The following is a 13,782-nucleotide window of genomic DNA, read 5'->3' as shown; positions in this document are numbered from 1 at the left end:
CCTCGGGCGTACTCCCCCCGGTCTGGGTGCGCGCCGTCGGCGTACCGGTGGCAGCATGACAGCAGGCGTGACGACGAGGAGCGCGCATGAGCCGGACCGACGACGACGCGGCAGCACGAGCGCGTCTCGAACACATCGCCTGGGGCGCAGGGTCGACCCCGGCGGACGCGGCGCGCGCCCGCATCGCGCTTGCGGACCTCGACCGGGAGGCACGCAGACGGCCCGTCACGATGGTCGCCCCCGCCGCGGGGCCGCATCGGGGTCGTGGTCCTCGTACGCAGGTCGTCGCGGCTGCTGCGCCGGGCGTTCCGAGCGCGGCACCGGTCGTTCCCGAGGCTGCCCCCGCCCCGGACGCCCCGACCACCCCGGACGTCGCGCCGACGATCCGGACCGCCGGGCCCGACGTCCACCCGACCGGGAGGACGGAGCCCGGAGACGACACCCGCGACGCCGGAGACACCCCGTCGTCGGTGACCGACGGTGTCGAGCGCGACCAGCCGTCCGGGGCGACCGCCGACGGACGTCGTGGGGCGAGCCTCCCGGTCGGCGGCCTCGCCCACCGTGCCCGGGAGGTGTTCGGGCGGGTCCGGCGGACCGACCGGACCGTGCTGTGGGCGCTCGGGGGCGCCGCCGTCGTGATCGGCCTGGTCGCGGGGACGGGCGTCGGCCTGTCGATCGGGACCCGCAGCACCGCCGAGCCGGCGACCACGGTGACGACGCCAGCAGCGGGGACGGTGACGCTCGAGCAGATGCTCGACCTGCCGCAGACCTACGCCGACCAGCTGCCCGGCGGCATGGACTCGCCGGTGTCGCTGCACACCACCCGACTCGTGTTCACGAACCGGTCGCTGGCCGGCGACGACGCGGCGACGCCCTGGAACGTCTGGGCCGGCGTCGGACGGGACAGCTCGACGATCTGCCTCGTGGCGACGGCCGACCGTCGGCAGGGCACGAGCGCCTGCTACCCCCGGGACGACGCCCTGCACGGGGCGGTCTCGCTCTCCGACACCTCGTCGAGCGGCACGCTCTGGCTGCGGGTCGTGGGTGGCGCGGTCCGTGGCACCGTGACGAGCTCGCCCGCGCCGCTGTACTGATCCGCGGGCACGCTCCGCTCCCCTCCCGAGAGTCCGGGCGTTGGAGCGCTCCTGAGAGCATCGCGAGAACGGTCCGGAGGTCCTCGCGTGATCGGCACGGGCCGTGCAACACTGGGTGGAGCGCACTCGCCGTGGAGTGGCCAGAACCACATCTCCACATCCCGCCCACCACCCGCGAGCGCGCCCCGACCGGTCGAACACCCCGTCGTTCCCGCGCGCTCCTCGCACGTCCTCGAGGAGGTCAGCCGCCGTGTCCACCACCAGCAACCGAACCGTCCAGCCGCACACGACGCCGATCACCGTCACGACGTCGTCGGTGATCGGGATCGCCGTCCTCGGCCTCGCCACGTTCTTCGCCATCACCACCGAACTGATGCCGGTCGGCCTGCTCGGCACCATGAGCGAGGACCTCGGCGTCACCGAGTCCACCATGGGCATCGTCATCACGGTGTACGCGGCGGCCGTCGCCCTGCTCGCACTCCCCCTGACCTCGCTCACCGCGAAGCTCCCCCGGAAGACGGTCCTCGTCGCGACCCTCGTCGGCTACACGGTGTCGAACGCGCTCGTCGCCCTCGCCCCGTCCTTCGCCGTGGTCTGCGCCGGACGCGTGGTCGGCGGCATCGCGCACGCCCTGTTCTTCTCGGTCGCCTCGGCCTACGCCACGCGGATCGTCCCGCCCCGGCTCGCCGGCCGCGCCATCGCGTTCGTCTACTCCGGCAGCTCACTCGGCTTCGTGATCGGCGTCCCCCTCGCCACCGGCGTCGGGCAGTCCGTCGGGTGGCGCCCTGCCGTCGGCGGAGTCGCGGCGTGCGCCGCACTGCTCGCCGTCGTGGCCGCGGTGTGCCTGCCCGCCGTCCGCGGAGCCGCGTCGCCGCACGTCAGCTCGCCGAAGGCCTGGGCGCGCACCGGACTGCTGTCGGTCGTCGTCGCCGACCTGCTGCTCTTCGCCGGGCACTACGTCGTGTACACGTACATCGGCCCGTACGTCGTCGACGCCGGACTCGACGTCGGCATGGTCTCGGGCGCCCTGCTCGTCCTCGGCGGCACCGGCGTGATCGGCCTCTGGCTGGCCGGGGTGTTCGTCGACCGGGCTCCCCGCCGGACGCTGATCGCCGCGATCGCCGCGATGGCCGCCGCGTTCGTCGTGATGCCGTTCGCGCACGGATCCCTGGTCGGCACGATGGCCGTCGCCGGCGTCTGGATGGCGGCGAACGGCACGACCGGAACGCTGTTCATGGCCGCCGCCATCCGCACCGGCGGGGTCAGTCCGGAGATCGCAGGTGCCCTGGTCAACGGGGCCTCGAACATCGGCATCGCCGGCGGTGCCGCGATCGGCGGCCAGGTGCTCGGTCTGTCGGGACTGCAGACGCTGCCGTTCGCGGGGGCGCTCGTCCTGGTCGCGGGGCTCTCCGTCGTGGCCTTCGCCAAGCGCGGCTTCCCGGTGCACGCCACGACGCAGCCGCACCTCAGCACGTCGTCGATCCACGTGCTGACGTCGTCGCTCGCCGTCGTCACGAGCTCGATCCCGACCGTCAGCCGGGCGATCCAGACCGTCACCGGGTCCGTCGCCACGGTGCACCGTGCCGCGACCGCGTCGATCCAGACCGCCACGGGGTCGGTCCGGACCGCCGGCGAGCGGTAGCCGGCAGCGCTCAGCCGCGGTGCGCCAGGGCGTCGAGCGCAGCCACCTGACCGGCGACGACGAGTTCCCGCGCCTCGGCGAGCGGCACCCAGCGGGCATCGTCGACCTCGGGAACCTCGACGGAACGGCCCGACCCGCGGGGCAGTTCCAGCGACACGGTGTTGCTCCGGACGACCTCGACCACGAAGTCCGGTGCGTCCAGGGTCCAGACCGTCACGACCTTGCCGGACGCCTGCCGGAAGTCGCCGAGCAGTTCCGGTGTGCCGCCGGGAGCGGGGACGCCGATCTCCTCGCCGAACTCGCGGAGGGCCGTCGCCAGCGTGTCCTCCCCCGCCTCGATCTCCCCCTTCGGGATCGACCACGCGCGCGGACGTCGACGCCAGAACGGGCCGCCCATGTGGGCGACGAAGACCTCCAGCGAGGGGCCGGTGCCGCGGTGCAGCAGCAGTCCGGCAGAGCGAGGGGGCACGGTCGGAGACTACCCTCGCGCGCATGCAGACCATCGAGCTCGGTGACGGCCGTTCCGTCCTGGTCGACGACACCGCTGCCGACCACGGCGCCGACGGCGGCTGGCCGACGCTCGTCTGGCATCACGAGTCTCCCCACACCGGTGTGCTCTTCGAACCGCTGCGGAGCGCCGCCACCGACCGCGGCCTGCGCCTGGTCGCCGTCACCCGCCCCGGGTACGGCGGGGCCGACCCGCTGCCGGGTCGGCGGGTCGCCGACGGCGCACACGACCTCGAGCAGGTGCTCGACGCCCTCGGCATCGACCGCGTCGCCGCGCTCGGTGGCTCCGGCGGCGGACCGCACGCCCTCGCCGCTGCGGCCCTCCTGCCGGACCGGGTCGCCGCGGTCGCGACCCTCGCCTCGCCCGCTCCCTTCGACGACTCGCCCACCTGGTGGGACGGCATGGCGGACGACGCCGGCCTCCGCGCCGCCACCGCCGGACGCCGGGCCCGCATCACCTGGGCAGCCTCCGCCGCCTTCGACCCGTCCCAGTTCGTCGACACCGACTGGGCCGCCCTCGACGGTGACTGGGCCGCACTGGGGCAGGATGCGACGGCGGCAGGCGGGTCGGGCCTCCAGGGTGGGGCCGACGACGACGTGGCGTTCGTGACGGACTGGGGGTTCGCCCTGTCGGCGGTCACGGTGCCGACGTTCCTGGTGCACGGCAGGCGGGACCGGGTCGTCCCGGTGGCGCACGGCCGAGCGCTGGCCGAGGCGATGCCCGGGGCGGCGTACGAGGAGCGTCCGGACGCCGGCCACATCGCGGTCCTGTCGACGGTGCCGACGCTGATGGACCGCCTCGCCGAGGTCCTGCGCGCCTGAGATGCCCGACGGCGCCGCGACCCGTCCTGCAGCAGCAGGACGTCAGCCGAGGAGCTCGCGGAGTTCCGCGTCGAGCCGGCCGGTCAGGTACCGGACTCCGGCGGTGTTCGGGTGCAGCGCTCCGGGCTCGAGGTCGATGCTGCTGAACCCGCCGAACGAGTCGAGCGAGACCCCTGACACGTACGCGCCGGACCGGGCGCAGGCCGAGTGGGCCTGGGTCGTGTCGAAGACGTCGACGAAGCGGACCCCGGCGGCGCGGGCGGCGGACTGCCCGACCTCGTCGAGCTGCTCCTGGATCCCGTGCAGCCACCGGACGTCGGTGTCGGTGAACGGGTACGTGTCCGAGGGGAACCGACCGGCGAGGGTGCCGAGGTCGACGGCAGGCCGGAAGCACCCGCGTTCCGGGGTGTGATCGGCGTCCGGGAAGATCGCCGGGTACCCGAGCAGGAGGACCGTGGCGTTCGGGGCCGCCCGACGGATGTCCGCCAGCGTCTCCGCGATGCCCAGGGCGACGCGGCTCTCGATCTTCGCCCCGAGGGTGTCGACCCCGTCGACGTCGAGCGTGCTCCGGCACGACGGCGCGTTCTTGCCGGAGAAGACCGGCCCGGATGCCGACAGCGCCATGCACGATGCAGCGGTGCCGAACAGGTCGGCGTCGTTGCCACCGATGGTCAGGGTGACGAGCCGGGTGGAGTCGGACAGGGCCTCGATCTGCGGCGGTGCGCCACGCCACTGCGTGCGCTCCCGGACGTCCTCGCTGGTCGCACCGGCGCACGTGACGTCCGTCAGGGCGAGCCCGAACCGCGCTGCGATGCGGTGCGGGTAGTCCCGGCCGGACTGCGCGCAGGCACCGACCGGCAGACCCGTCGGGTTCGCCAGGCCGTACCCGGCCGAGTACGAGTCGCCGAGTGCGACGTACTCGCTGCCCGGCGGCAGGTCCGTCAGTGTCTCGGGTGGGTCGTCGGTCACCGGGAAGGGCTGCGGGACCGGCCACTGCGGTGCGGCGACCGCGGCCTGCGGGACGAGCGCAGACCCCGGCCCACCCACCAGGGCCACACCCGTGAGCACGACGGACACCACGAGCGCGCGCACCACACGGGTGGCGCGCTCGCGAGCACGGGACGGACGGCGCAGGGTGGGCTCCGGGAGGTTCGGGTCAGGGTCGAGCGGACCAGGCCAGCCGGTCACGCTCGACCCGCCCTGGCACGACGCCGGTCCGGTGGGCAGGACTCAGCGCCGCCCGAGACGACGCTCGCCGCCGACGCCGGCCTGGTAGTCGAGGCCGTAGTGCTGGAAGAGCTCAGGCTCGGTCGCCGCGTCGAGCTCGCCGTCGGTGGCGATCGAGGGCGCGTCCTTCACGGTCTTCTTGTCGAACGTCACGAGCAGGTGCTTCGGCGCGACGGTGGCGCCGACGAGCGGCACGAACACGAGCTTCTTGCCCACGACACCCGTGGTCACGGACCCGAAGGCCGGCTGCTGTGTCGCGGTGTCGTAGTAGATGCTCTCGAGGTTGCCGATCTTGTCCTCCTGGGCGTCGACGACCGGCAGGCCGATCCAGTCCCGGATGTTGGCTGCTTCGAACACGGCGGCTCCCTTCGACGGCCGGACCGTCCGTGCCGTCGGATCGACGCTACCGATCGGCGCTGTGTGCGGTGACGGCGGGCGTCACGCGCAGTCCGTCGACCGCAGCGAGGACGTCGTCCGCGCTGACGGCGAGGATGGCAGGGTCCGGGTCCTCGGCGAAGACGTCGCCGCGGCGGACGGACGCGTCGGTGAGCACCACGTGCGGGCCCGACGAGGGCGGCCCCCAGGCCTCGGGTGGCGCCGGGCCGAAGAGCACGACCGAGGGGATCCCGTAGGCGGAGGCCAGGTGCGCCGCTCCCGTGTCGACGGTGACCAGGAGGCTCGCGGCGGCCACGACGGCGGCGAACGGCTGCAGGTCCAGACGTCCGGCGAGGACCGCCGAGTCGTCGAGCCCGGCCAGCTCGGCGACGGCCAGCGCGCGCTCGACGTCGTCCGCACCTCCCGTCAGGACCACGTGGTGCCCGCGGGCGACGAGTCCGCGGACCACGTCGGCGAACCGGTCGACCGGCCAGTGTCGGGCGCCGTGGAAGGCCCCGACGTGCACGACCGCGGCACCGCTCACGACGGCGGGGACGGCCGGGACCGCGATCGACACGTCGTCCGGGTCGGCGGGCATGCCGTGGGCGGTCATGAGACCCGCCCACCGGACGCGCTCGTGGACGTCGTGCCGCCACTCCGGACCGTCGGGGGTCCCGTGGCCGATCACGCGACGCGCCTGCAGCGCGTCGATGAGGTCGCCCGACTCAGGTCCGGCACCGTGCAGGTTCACGGCGACGTCGACGACGCCGGTCGGCACGTGGATCGGGTGGTCCAGGCCGTGCTGGGCGAGGTGGACGTCGACGTCGGTGACGAGCTCGACGACCGGGGCGAGCCAGGCGGTCGTGGCGAGGGTGATGCGGTGCCCCGGGAAGGCCCGGCGGAGGGCGTGCAGCGCGGGCACGGCGACGAGCAGGTCGCCGAGCTTGATCGCCCGGAGCACGACGAGCTCGGGGCGGCCGTCGGACGGGGGCAGGGTGGGTACGGCGGTCACGTGGACCGACGCTACCGGGACGAAACCGTCCCGTCCGCGGGAGGCAGCACCCTGTCCACCGCGCGCCACGGCTCGCCACGGTTCCGGCACCGGTTGGGCACGAGCGCCGCCGTGCCGGTAGAGAAGGGGTGTGGCTCTCTCCGACCGTCCGCTCCGCGGCGTGCTCTTCGACCGCGACGACACCCTGGTGGTGGACGTTCCCTACAACGCCGATCCGGAACGGGTCGTGCCCGTGGCGGGTGCGGCCGACGCGGTCGCCGCGGCCCGCGCCGCCGGCCTCGCCGTCGGTGTCGTCACCAACCAGTCCGCGATCGCGAAGGGCCTGGCGACCCGGGACCAGGTCGACGCGACGAACGCCCGCGTCGACGAACTCGTCGGGCCCTTCGACGTGTGGGAGGTCTGCCCGCACGACCGCGGCGACGACTGCGCCTGCCGGAAGCCGCGACCGGGCATGGTGCTCGCCGCGGCGGACCAGCTCGGGCTCGACGCCGCCGACCTGGTCGTGATCGGGGACATCGGCGCCGACGTCAGTGCGGCCGTGGCTGCGGGAGCCCAGGGGATCCTCGTGCCGACCGACCGCACGATGCCCGCCGAGGTCGAAGCCGCCACCACCGTCGCCGGCTCGATCGAGGAGGCCGTGGCCCTGGTGCTCGCGCGGGCCGCGGGAGGGGCCTCGTGAGCGGGCAGACCGGTCGCCGGGTGCTCGTCGCGCGTCTCGACTCGTTCGGGGACGTCCTGGTCGCCGGGCCAGCCGTCCGGGCCGTCGCCGCCGGGGCGGACCACGTCACGCTGCTGTGCGGTCCGCAGGGCTCCCCCGCCGGCGCACTGCTGCCCGGCGTCGACTCGCTCCGGGTCTGGGCGGCACCATGGGTCACCGAGACCGTCCGGCCGCTCGACGACACCGTCCTCGCCGAGTTCCGCGCGCTCGTCGCCGAGGAGCGACCCGACGAGGCGGTCGTCCTGACGTCCTTCCACCAGTCGCCGCTGCCGCTCGCGATGCTCCTGCGTCTCGCCGGGGTCCGCCGGGTGTCCGGCGCCTCGGTCGACCACCCCGGCTCGCTGCTCGACGTCCGACTGCGGCCCGGTGAGGACCTGCCCGAGGACGTCCCCGAACCCGAACGGGCGCTGCGCATCGTGGCGGCCGCGGGCTTCGTGCTCCCCGACGGCGACGACGGTCGGCTCCGGGTGCGGCACGACGACGACGCGGTGCTGCCCGACGAGGTGGCGGCACTCCACCGGTACGTCGTCGTGCACCCCGGGGCCAGTGTGGAGGCCCGCTCCTGGCCGCCCTCCGCCCACCGCGACCTCGTGGCCGCGTACGACCGACTCGGTGTCCCCGTCGTGGTGACCGGTTCGCCCGGCGAGAAGGACCTCACCGCGGAGGTGGCCGGCAGCACCGGCATCGACCTCGGCGGTCGCACCAGCCCCGCGGTGCTCGCCGCGGTCCTGGCCGGAGCCGAGGTCGTCGTCGTCGGCAACACGGGCCCGGCGCACCTCGCCGCGGCCGTCGGTGCCCGGATCGTCTCGCTGTTCTCCCCCGTCGTGCCGGCCGTGAAGTGGGCGCCGTACGCCGAACACGTGGAACTGCTCGGCGACCAGGACGCGCCCTGCCGGCTGTCGCGGGCCCGGGACTGCCCCGTCCCGGGACATCCGTGCCTGGCCCGAGTCACCGTCGACGACGTGCTCGCGGCCCACGAACGGCTCGTCGGATGCGCTCTGCGGACGAACGACGTCTCCCTGCGAGCAGCACCAGAGACCCGTGCGTAGCGTGCGGCACTGCTTCTCCTTCTCCTCCTCCTCCTCCTGATCGACAGCGACCGAAAGGCAGTGCATGCGGATCCTCGTGTGGCACGTGCACGGCGGCTGGATGGACGCCTTCGTCCGCGGCCCGCACGACTACCTCATCCCCACGACCCCCGCCCGTGACGGCTGGGGCCTCGGTCGCGGTGGCCGGAGCTGGGGCACGAACGCCATCGAGATCGCACCCGAGGACGTCGCCGCCGCCGAGGTCGACCTGGTCGTCCTGCAGCGACCGGAGGAGCTCGAGGTCGCCGGCGACCTGCTCGGCGGGCGTGACGTGCCCGTCGTCTTCGTGGAGCACAACGCCCCGCGTGTCGACGTACCGGACAGCCTGCACCCGTTCCGGGACCGCGACGACGTGACCATCGCGCACGTCACCCACTGGAACGCCCTGATGTGGGACTGCGGCTCGACCCGCACCACCGTCGTCGAGCACGGCGTCGTCGACCCCGGCCCGCTGTACACCGGCGAGCTCGAGCGGTTCGGCGCCGTCATCAACGAACCCGTCCGACGCAACCGCGTCGTGGGCACCGACCTGCTCCCCCGCTTCGGCGCGGTGGCACCGGTCGACGTGTTCGGGATGGGCACCGAGAAGCTCGACGACCTCGGCCACGGTGATCTGCTCGTCGGCATGGGCGACGTCAAGCCCGACCCGATGCACGCGGCCCTCGCCCGTCGTCGCGCCTACGTCCACGCCAACCGGTGGACCTCGCTCGGCCTCTCGCTCATCGAGTCGATGCACATGGCGATGCCGGTGCTGGTCCTCGCCACCACGGATGCCGCACGGACCGTGCCCGCCGAGGCCGGCGCGATCGGGACGGACGTCGAGGAACTGGTGCGGGCCTCCCGGACGCTGGTCGACGACCCGGACGAGGCTCGCCGACGCGGCCTGGTCGCCCGGGAGGCCGTGCTCGCGCGGCACGCGCTGCCCCGGTTCCTCGCGGACTGGGACGAGCTGCTGGACGACGTGCGGTCACGACACCGGTCCCGGACCGGAGCGACGACCGTCGGTGCGGGTGCTGCGGCACCGCAGGGAAGGAGCATCTGATGAAGATCGCCATGGTCTCGGAACACGCGAGTCCGCTCGCGACCCTCGGCGGGGTGGACGCCGGTGGACAGAACGTCCACGTCGCCGCGCTCTCCGCCGCACTGGCCGACCGCGGCCACACCGTCACCGTCTACACGCGGCGCGATGACGCATCGCTGCCGGTGCGCGTGCCGCTCCGACCCGGCGTCGACGTCGTCCACGTCGACGCAGGGCCCGCCCGGCACGTCCCGAAGGACGACCTGCTCCCCTACATGGGCACGTTCGCGCAGGTCCTGGCGTCGGAGTGGTTCGTCGACCGGCCCGACGTCGTCCACGGCCACTTCTGGATGTCCGGCCACGCGACCATCGACGCCGTGGGCCAGGTGCAGGTGCGCACCGGCGGTACCCGGATCCCCGTCGTGCAGACCTTCCACGCCCTCGGCGTCGTCAAGCGTCGACACCAGGGGGCCGCGGACACCAGCCCCGTCGAACGCGAGTGGCTCGAGCCCGCCGTCGGCCGGAGCGCCGACCAGGTCGTCGCCACGTGCTCCGACGAGGCGTTCGAGCTGAAGAGCCTCGGCGTGCCGCTGCGGTCCATCTCCGTCGTCCCGTGTGGCGTGGACGTCGAGCTGTTCCGGCCGGACGGCCCCGTCGAGGAACGCGGGCGCACCTTCCGGGTGCTCACGGCCTCCCGCCTCGTGCAGCGGAAGGGCGTCGGCACGACGATCGCCGCCGTCGCCCAGCTCGTCGCAGCCGGCCGTGACGTCGAACTCGTCATCGTCGGCGGTGCCGGCACGGCCGGTGCCGACCTGCCGGACGACCCCGAGTACCAGCGCCTCGACGCGCTGGCCCGCGACCTCGGCATCCGCGACCACGTCTCGTTCCGCGGGCAGCTCGCCCAGGAGGCGATGGGCTCGGTGTACCGCAGCGCCGACGTCGTCGTCTGCGCGCCCTGGTACGAGCCGTTCGGCATCGTCCCGCTCGAGGCGATGGCCTGCGGCGTGCCGGTGGTCGCCTCCCGCGTCGGTGGGCTCATCGACACGGTCGTCGAGGACGCCACCGGGCTGCACGTCGAACCCCGTGACGAGGACGGTCTCGCCGAAGCCCTCGGCGGACTGCTCGACGACCCGGAGCGACGTGCCGCCTACGGCCGCGCCGGTCGCCGCCGCGCCGAGTCCCGGTACACGTGGCAGAAGGTCGCCACCGACACCGAGCGCGTCTACGAACGGCTCGTCGCCGGTGGCCGGGTCCGCCCCGTCCGTCCGGCCGGCGGCATCGGCACCGCCCCGACCACCCGCATCCCGGACGCCGTCCGACCCGCCGAGGACGCGCTGGCCGAGGCCGCGCTCCCCATCACCGAGAGGAACGCCCGATGACCATCGAGCAGACCGGGATCGGCACGACCGAGACCCCGACCGTCGACGCCTCGACCAGTGACGCCTCGACCAGCACCCGCACGGTGCTCGAGCACATCGCGGCATCCGTGCCCGTCATCGCGTCCCTCGTCGACCACGGCGACCACATCGCCGCCTGGGCGGACGACATCGCCGCCCGCCTGGTGGCCGGGCGTCGCCTGCTCGCCGCGGGCAACGGCGGTTCGGCGGCCGAGGCGCAGCACCTGACCTCAGAGCTCACCGGCCGCTTCGACGGTGACCGACCCGCGTACTCGGCGATCTCGCTGCACGCCGAGACCTCCGCCGTCACCGCGATCGGGAACGACTACGGCTTCGAGCAGGTCTTCGCCCGTCAGGTCCGCGCACACGCCCGAGCCGGCGACGTCGTCGTCCTCCTCAGCACCAGCGGCAAGAGCCCGAACCTGCTCGCCGCTGCGGCAGCCGCCCGGGACGCCGGAGCGCGGTCGATCGCGATGACCGGAGCGCTGCCGAACCCGCTCGCCGGCGCGGTCGACGACGCCATCGCCATCGACGGCCCGTCCGCCAACGTGCAGGAGGCGCAGCTCGTCCTCGTGCACGCCCTCTGTCGGGCCATGGAGCCCGCGCTCCGCCGAGGAGGCACCCGATGACCGACCGGCGACTCCGCATCGTCGTCGTCGGCGACACGCTGCTCGACGTCGACGTCAGCGGTACCAGCGACCGGCTCAGCCCGGACGCGCCGGTCCCCGTCGTCGACGTCCGCTCGGACCAGCGCCGCGCCGGTGGTGCCGGCCTCGTCGCGACCATGCTCGCGAAGGACGGTCACGACGTCTCGCTGGTCACCGTGCTCGGGGACGACGCCCACGCGGACCAGCTCCGGTCGCTGCTCCCCGGCGTCCGCATCGTCGACGGCCCCTCCGGCGCGCCGACCCCGGTGAAGACCCGGGTCCGCGTCGGCGAGCACGCCCTGGTGCGGATCGACGAGGGCTGCGACACCCCGCCCGTCCCCGCCGTGACGCCCGCGATGCGCGACGCCCTCGACGGCGCCGACGCGGTCATCGTCGCCGACTACGGACGCCGGCTCACCGAGGCGGCCGAGATGCGTGCCGCGCTCGGTGCGGTCGTCGCGCACACCCCCGTGGTCTGGGACCCGCACCCGAAGGGCGCCACCCCCGTCGCCGGCACCACCGTCGTCACGCCGAACGCCAGCGAGGCGCACCGGTTCACCGGCATCGCCGGCAGCGGGGTCGCCTTCGCCACCGACGCCGCCGCCGACCTCGTCGCCCGTTGGGACGTCCGCGCCGTCGCCGTCACGATGGGCGACCGCGGGGCCCTGGTCGGCAGCCGCACGCCCCGCGGCGCCGACTCCCGGTTCGTCCCCGCTCCGTCCGTCACGGCCGGCGACCCCTGCGGTGCCGGCGACCGGCTCGCCGCCGGGGTCGCCGTCGCCCTCGCCGACGGAGCGGAGATCGCCGACGCCGTCACGGCCGGGGTCGAGGCCGCGTCCGCGTACCTCGCCGCCGGTGGTGTCGCCTCGCTCGTCGAGGGCGCGCCACCGGCACCGATCGCCGTGCCCGGCGCGGACCGGGACGCACTGCGTGTCGTCCACGAGGTCCGTGCCTCCGGCGGCGTCGTCGTCGCGACCGGCGGCTGCTTCGACCTGCTGCACGCCGGACACGCGCGCACCCTGTCGGCAGCGCGGGCACTCGGCGACTGCCTGGTCGTCTGCCTGAACTCGGACGACTCGGTCCGGGGGCTCAAGGGCCCCGACCGGCCGATCATGGGCCAGGACGACCGCGTCGAGCTCCTCCTCGCGCTGGACTGCGTCGACGCCGTCGTCGTGTTCGACGAGTCCACCCCCGACGAGGCGCTCCGCCGCTTCCGCCCGGACGTCTGGGCGAAGGGCGGCGACTACACCGCGGACGAACTGCCCGAGTCCGTGACCCTCGCCGAGTGGGGTGGGCGGGTCGTCACCGTGCCGTTCCACCCGGGCCGCTCCACCACCCGGCTCGCCGCCGCGATCGAACGCGTCGGCTGAGCCCCACCGCTCTCCACCTGCCCCACCACAGCAAAGGACATCCATGCCCGTCCCCACCACCCCCATCGGCCGCGTCCTCGTCACGGGCGGCGCCTCCGGACTCGGCGCCGCCGTCGTGGCCGCCGTCACCGAGGCCGGCGGCACCCCGATCGTCCTCGACCTGCGCATCGACGCCGTTCCCGAGGGCGTCGACGCCGTCGCCGTGGACGTCTCGGACACCGACGCCGTCGAACGTGCCGTCACCGAAGCGGTCGAGCGCCACGGAGGCCTGGACGCCGTCGTGACCGCGGCGGGGATCGACACACCGGCTCCGATCGACGCCATCTCGTCGGGCAACTGGGAGAAGATCGTCGGCGTCAACCTCATCGGCACCGCGTCGACCGTGCGCGCCGCACTCCCCGCGCTCGAGGCGACGCACGGCCGGGTCGTCACGATCTCGTCGTCGCTCGCCCTGCGCGGCGTCGGCCACGGCACCGCCTACTCGGCGTCGAAGTTCGGCGTCCGCGGGTTCTCGCAGGCCCTCGCCGCCGAGACCGCCGGCCGCGTCGGCGTCACCAACGTGATCCCCGCCGGCATGCGCACCAACTTCTTCGCCGACCGGACCGAGCAGTACAAGCCGGGTCCGGACGCGCAGCTCATCGAGCCGGAGTACGTCGCGAACTCGATCATCTTCGCCCTCTCGCAGCCGGCCGGGTGCGAGATCCGCGAGCTGTCGATCATGCCGGCGACGGAGCCCAGCTGGCCCTGACCCGTGCACGCGACCGGCGCACGCGCCGGCGCACGCGCCTGACGGACGGGAGGCCCGGTACCAGCTGGTACCGGGCCTCCCGTCCGTCTCCGGTCGCGCCGTGCCGCCGCCCACCCG

Annotated in this window: 14 protein-coding genes; 10 read left to right on the top strand and 4 right to left on the bottom strand. The window is 74.3% G+C overall.

The genetic code is table 11. The annotated features are described in order from the left end of the window. The first annotated feature begins 86 nt into the window (after positions 1-86). Together DEJ24_RS16720 and DEJ24_RS02180 are read left to right on the top strand one after the other, a co-directional pair. Positions 87-1,094, top strand: a complete 1,008-nt coding sequence (locus DEJ24_RS16720) for a hypothetical protein (RefSeq protein WP_181432799.1) — start codon at positions 87-89, stop codon at positions 1,092-1,094. 250 nt (positions 1,095-1,344) lie between these two features. Continuing rightward, positions 1,345-2,736 carry an MFS transporter gene (locus DEJ24_RS02180; protein WP_111077116.1) on the top strand — a complete coding sequence of 464 codons (1,392 nt, stop codon included), beginning with the start codon at positions 1,345-1,347 and terminating at the stop codon, positions 2,734-2,736. Positions 2,737-2,746: 10 nt separating this feature from the next. On the opposite strand, the gene DEJ24_RS02175 is transcribed toward DEJ24_RS02180, so the two are convergent. Continuing rightward, positions 2,747-3,205, bottom strand: a complete 459-nt coding sequence (locus DEJ24_RS02175; protein WP_111077115.1) for an NUDIX domain-containing protein — start codon at positions 3,203-3,205, stop codon at positions 2,747-2,749. A 23-nt stretch (positions 3,206-3,228) separates the two neighbouring features. On the opposite strand from DEJ24_RS02175, the gene DEJ24_RS02170 reads away from it, so the two are divergent. Beyond that, on the top strand, positions 3,229-4,065 hold the full coding sequence (locus DEJ24_RS02170) for an alpha/beta fold hydrolase (RefSeq protein WP_111077114.1): 837 nt from the start codon (positions 3,229-3,231) through the stop codon (positions 4,063-4,065). Positions 4,066-4,107: 42 nt separating this feature from the next. On the opposite strand, the gene DEJ24_RS02165 is transcribed toward DEJ24_RS02170, so the two are convergent. Genes DEJ24_RS02165 through DEJ24_RS02155 form a run of 3 tightly spaced genes read right to left on the bottom strand, consistent with a single transcriptional unit; the run spans position 4,108 to position 6,679 of the window. After that, positions 4,108-5,253 (bottom strand): SGNH/GDSL hydrolase family protein, encoded by a 1,146-nt coding sequence (locus tag DEJ24_RS02165; protein WP_181436504.1) that lies wholly within the window; start codon positions 5,251-5,253, stop codon positions 4,108-4,110. Positions 5,254-5,295: 42 nt separating this feature from the next. Continuing rightward, entirely contained in the window at positions 5,296-5,649 is a 354-nt protein-coding gene (locus tag DEJ24_RS02160; RefSeq protein WP_111077112.1) for a PRC-barrel domain-containing protein, read from the bottom strand. Between the two features lie 46 nt (positions 5,650-5,695). Further along, positions 5,696-6,679: a glycosyltransferase family 9 protein gene (locus tag DEJ24_RS02155; RefSeq protein WP_111077111.1), complete on the bottom strand. Its 984-nt coding sequence runs from the start codon at positions 6,677-6,679 to the stop codon at positions 5,696-5,698. Between the two features lie 130 nt (positions 6,680-6,809). Between DEJ24_RS02155 and DEJ24_RS02150 the strand changes: the two genes are divergently transcribed. From DEJ24_RS02150 to DEJ24_RS02120, 7 genes are all read left to right on the top strand, one after another. Beyond that, positions 6,810-7,358 carry an HAD-IIIA family hydrolase gene (locus tag DEJ24_RS02150; RefSeq protein WP_111077110.1) on the top strand — a complete coding sequence of 183 codons (549 nt, stop codon included), beginning with the start codon at positions 6,810-6,812 and terminating at the stop codon, positions 7,356-7,358. Then, a complete protein-coding gene (locus tag DEJ24_RS02145) occupies positions 7,355-8,446 on the top strand; it encodes a glycosyltransferase family 9 protein (protein WP_111077109.1) in 1,092 nt (363 codons plus the stop codon). Before DEJ24_RS02150 ends, DEJ24_RS02145 begins: the two co-directional genes overlap by 4 nt. A gap of 64 nt (positions 8,447-8,510) precedes the next feature. After that, positions 8,511-9,527: a glycosyltransferase family 1 protein gene (locus tag DEJ24_RS02140; protein ID WP_258374525.1), complete on the top strand. Its 1,017-nt coding sequence runs from the start codon at positions 8,511-8,513 to the stop codon at positions 9,525-9,527. Further along, the gene (locus DEJ24_RS02135) at positions 9,527-10,882 is read left to right on the top strand and encodes a glycosyltransferase (protein WP_111077108.1); all 1,356 of its coding nucleotides are present in this window, start codon (positions 9,527-9,529) and stop codon (positions 10,880-10,882) included. Before DEJ24_RS02140 ends, DEJ24_RS02135 begins: the two co-directional genes overlap by 1 nt. Beyond that, a complete protein-coding gene (locus DEJ24_RS02130) occupies positions 10,879-11,529 on the top strand; it encodes an SIS domain-containing protein (RefSeq protein ID WP_111077107.1) in 651 nt (216 codons plus the stop codon). Before DEJ24_RS02135 ends, DEJ24_RS02130 begins: the two co-directional genes overlap by 4 nt. Then, a complete protein-coding gene (locus tag DEJ24_RS02125; protein WP_111077106.1) occupies positions 11,526-12,917 on the top strand; it encodes a PfkB family carbohydrate kinase in 1,392 nt (463 codons plus the stop codon). Before DEJ24_RS02130 ends, DEJ24_RS02125 begins: the two co-directional genes overlap by 4 nt. Positions 12,918-12,960: 43 nt before the next feature. Further along, positions 12,961-13,665, top strand: coding sequence for an SDR family oxidoreductase (locus tag DEJ24_RS02120; RefSeq protein WP_110902336.1), 705 nt, complete (start codon positions 12,961-12,963; stop codon positions 13,663-13,665). The last annotated feature ends 117 nt before the right edge of the window (positions 13,666-13,782 follow it).

Source organism: Curtobacterium sp. MCPF17_001 (assembly GCF_003234615.1).
GTDB lineage: Bacteria > Actinomycetota > Actinomycetes > Actinomycetales > Microbacteriaceae > Curtobacterium.
This window is presented reverse-complemented; position numbering and strand designations above follow the sequence as displayed.